The organism is Halopenitus sp. H-Gu1, assembly GCF_041821145.1.
Classification (GTDB): domain Archaea; phylum Halobacteriota; class Halobacteria; order Halobacteriales; family Haloferacaceae; genus Halopenitus.
The window spans coordinates 1-2,025 of sequence record NZ_JBGUBC010000055.1 but is presented as its reverse complement, the minus strand read 5'-3'; the positions used below and the strand labels follow the sequence as shown (position 1 = coordinate 2,025).

The window sequence follows — 2,025 nt, the reverse complement described above, 5'->3', positions numbered from 1 at the left end:
TGATGGCGAGATCTGGTCGAGTGAGGTCCTCAACGAGAACCGATCCGGCGAGCTGTACTACGCCGAACAAACCGTCGCCCCGATAAAAACCGATTCGGGCGACATCGAGGGATTCGTCGCCATCCAGCGAGATGTCACCGAGCGCAAGGAACGTGAACGTGAGCAGCAAGAGGCACAACGACGCCTGTCACTGGCGATTGACACTGCCGATGCGGGTGTCTGGGAGTGGGACATACAGGCCGAGAACATGATCTGGGAAGAGTCCATGGAGACGCTGGTGGGACTCGACCCCGGAACGTTCGGAGGCTCCCACGAGGATTTCATCGAGCGAGTTCATCCCGAGGATCGTGAGACAGTCGAACAGGCCAACACGCGTGCGAGAGAACAGGAAGGCGACTTCGAGCAGGAGTTCCGCATCCGACACGAATCAGGTAATTATATCTGGCTTCTCTGCCGAGCGCGGCTGTTTACGAAGTCGGAGGACAGCTCCAAGCGAATGATCGGAGTGGCGATCGACATCTCCGATCGGGTCGACCGGGCCCGGCAGTTACGCGTCCTGGATCGTGTGTTGAGGCATAACCTACGGAACGACATGACGGCCATCAAGGGATACGCGGAGACGATCAGGACCGAAGTTGAAGGCGTAGACGAAGAAATTGAGACGATCCTCGAGAAGAGCGGAGAGCTTCTGCAAACGGCCGACAAGGAGCGGGAGATCGTTGAAACGATCACCGACCCTCCTGATCAGAAGGGAACCGACGTCGTCAGCGTCTGTCAGCGCGTCGTCGCTGCCATGCGTAAGCGTTATTCTGAGTCGAACATCGAACTCAACCACCCCGAAGAGGCGTCCGCACTCGCGACGGGAAAGCTCGGACGGGGAATCGAGGAACTAATTGAGAACGCGATCATTCACAACGATCGAGAGACGCCCGACGTGTCACTCACTGTCGAGACGAGTGAGGAAACGGTTCAAGTCGAGATAGCCGACAACGGGCCAGGAATTCCCGAAGAGGAAGTTAACGTCTTGACTCGAGAGTACGACGTCGAGCCGCTTTATCATGGTAGCGGGCTCGGACTGTGGCTCGTCAACTGGATCGTCAGACAGGCCGATGGAACACTCACCTTCAAGGAGAATGACCCACGTGGAAGTATCGTGATGATCGAACTTCAACGGTCGATATAATGCGAATACCCGACAGTCTGTCTGCAACCGGAACGCGTGTCCCCCAGTTTTCCCGACCGATCGGGAAAGGCAGGGTAGACGAGGTACCTCTAGAGGCTCTGTCGCTAGCCGAGAATCGATCTCGAATCTTAACAGGATATACTAAAAAAGGAGTCATCTCAGATGAGTGATCGAACCGGGGAAGACGTCGACCCAGAAGATGCGATTGCTCTGGCAGAGGACTATCTCGAAAGCCATCGGCAGGAACTGAGTGCCGACCGCGAGCGGGCTCTCAAGGACAAAATCGAGAAATGGGAAGGTCGGAAAGACGAACTCGAGGAAAGCGACCCACTATACCAGGTCGCTAACGAACGAATCGAAGAACACGAGGCAAAACTCGAACAACACCAGGCGGGCACCGAGGAACTCAAACGCGATCTGCTGAAGATGGTCAGCAACGGATTCTTTGCGACTGGCGACTGGATGGACGTACGGCTCTTTCGGGCGCTAAATTTAATGCTTTTTGACAAGTACAGCGACACGCTTGTCGTTCAGCGACACGTTCTCAACGAGAATGCCGAATTCGAAAATGACGACCTATATAAAATTTCCCGGGCAGTTCGCGAGTTGGCCAGCGACAAACTGACGGAATTATGATTTATGAGTGGATCTGAACGAGAGAACAAGCAATCGGACGCCGAGACGAGTGACGACCCCCGACAGCGACTTCTCGATGATATCAAGAGTTACTTTCTATCAGAGAAGCGGGACTGGGAAACCATCGACCCACCCACCGAGTCGTTCCTCGACTCGCAGTTTTTCGATTTTGACTATCTCGAACGTGGACGGGAGGTGGAGGGATA

Annotated in this window: 2 protein-coding genes and 1 pseudogene; all 3 read left to right on the top strand. The window is 54.9% G+C overall.

Annotated elements, in window-relative coordinates:
• Window positions 1-1,183 (top strand): PAS domain-containing protein (locus ACERIT_RS16085; RefSeq protein ID WP_373675866.1); only part of this gene is annotated, 1,183 nt, incomplete at its 5' end.
• 162 nt (window positions 1,184-1,345) lie between these two features.
• Window positions 1,346-1,819 carry a hypothetical protein gene (locus tag ACERIT_RS16080; RefSeq protein ID WP_373675865.1) on the top strand — a complete coding sequence of 158 codons (474 nt, stop codon included), beginning with the start codon at window positions 1,346-1,348 and terminating at the stop codon, window positions 1,817-1,819.
• 3 nt (window positions 1,820-1,822) lie between these two features.
• Window positions 1,823-2,025, top strand: a pseudogene (locus tag ACERIT_RS16075) (hypothetical protein); the annotation flags it as partial.